General features: G+C 63.5%; 2 protein-coding genes. Both read right to left on the bottom strand.

Translation table 11 applies throughout. The features are described 5' to 3' along the window. A partial coding sequence (locus EN994_RS30300; RefSeq protein ID WP_127308094.1) for a GNAT family N-acetyltransferase occupies positions 1-468 on the bottom strand: 468 nt, incomplete at its 3' end. 4 nt (positions 469-472) lie between these two features. Beyond that, a partial coding sequence (locus EN994_RS30295) for an ABC transporter ATP-binding protein (protein ID WP_164746369.1) occupies positions 473-1,655 on the bottom strand: 1,183 nt, incomplete at its 5' end.

Raw genomic sequence — 1,655 nt, 5'->3', positions numbered from 1 at the left:
CCCGAAAACCATGCGGTGTGTGACGAACTCTTCGCCCGCCACGCGCTGAAAGCCAAGCCGTTCATAGAAACGGAAAGCTTCTTGCGGCGCGCGGGTGTTCAGCATGGCGAAATGGTGACGTGCCCTGTCGACAACGGTTTCGACCAGCATCCGGCCAAGGCCGGCGCGACGGTGGCGCGCGCTGACGAACAGGTGCCGGACCCGGCCGTGGCCCCTGTCCTCGAAATAGGGATCGATGTTCAACCCGCACACGCCGGCGAGTTCCCTTCCATACCATGCTCCGTACAGCGCCTCCCCCCGTTTCAGGAACTTGTTGCGGCCACTTGCCCAGCCATCCGCAAGGCGTACCAGCATCCAGTAGCCTTCCAGCCGGCTCTCTTCCTTCAGCGTGTCGAAGGCCGGCATGGTCGGCCGAAACCGCTTGAGCACGTAGCCGACCTCTGGGATGGCGCCTGTCGATCCACCCATTGAGCTACTCCGCCGGGCGCGTCTCTTCGAGCACGCTGTCCTCGTGATAGAGAAAACCGCCGGACTGCCGCTTCCACAGCCGCGCATAGAGCCCGTCGAGCGCCACCAATTGGTCATGCGTGCCTTGCTCGACAATGCGGCCGCCGTCGAGCACCACCAGACGATCGAGTGCTGCGATCGTCGACAGCCGGTGGGCGATGGCGATGACCGTCTTGTTTTCCATCAGCCGTGTCAGATTCTCCTGGATCGCCGCCTCGATGTCGGAATCGAGTGCCGAGGTCGCCTCATCGAGAATCAGGATCGGCGCATCCTTGAGGAAGACGCGGGCGATCGCCACGCGCTGGCGCTGGCCTCCCGACAGCTTGACGCCGCGCTCGCCGACAAACGCCTCGTAGCCGGCGCGGTCCCTGTTGTCGCGCAAGGTCAGGATGAACTCGTGCGCCTCAGCCTTTTTCGCCGCCGCGATCACCTCCGCATCGGTCGCGTCAGGCATGCCGAGCTTGATGTTGTCGCGCAGCGAACGGTGGAACAGCGCCGTGTCCTGGCTGACGACGCCGATATTGGCGCGCAGCGAATTCTGCGTAACTTTGGCGACATCCTGGCCATCGATGGTGATCGACCCGCTCTCGAGATCGTAGAGGCGCAGGATCAGATTGGCGAGGGTCGTCTTGCCGGCGCCGGACGGTCCGACCAGCCCTACCTTCTCGCCTGGCCTGACGACAAGGTCGATGCCGTTCAGCACGCCGAAACCTTTGCCGTAGTGGAACTCGACGTTCTTCACCGCGATACGGCCACCCGCAACGACGAGTTCCTTGGCGTCGGGCGCATCGGTGAGGCCGAGCGGCTGCGAGATCAGCGCCTTGGAATTCTCCAGCACGCCGAGGTTTCGCAAGATGCTGTTGAGCTGCATCATCAGCCGGCCGAGCAGCATGTTGAGCCGCAGCACCAGCGACAGGGTGAAGGCGACCGCGCCGACGGTGATCGAGCCCTCGACCCAGAGATAGACGGCAAAGCAGCCGATCGCCGTGATCATGATGCCCGACAGCGTGGTCAGCGCCATGCGCACGCCGGTCAGCCGGCGGGTGAACGGGCGCAATGCGTCGAGATAGATGTCGAAACCGTTCCTGATGTAGCGGTCGTCGCCATCGGCCGAGAACAGTTTCAGCGTCTGCACGTTGGAATAGGAA

The organism is Mesorhizobium sp. M7A.F.Ca.CA.002.09.1.1, assembly GCF_003998555.1.
GTDB classification, from domain to species: Bacteria; Pseudomonadota; Alphaproteobacteria; order Rhizobiales; family Rhizobiaceae; genus Mesorhizobium; species Mesorhizobium ciceri.
The sequence above is the reverse complement of the archived record's forward strand: the minus strand, read 5'-3'. Positions and strand labels throughout refer to the sequence as shown.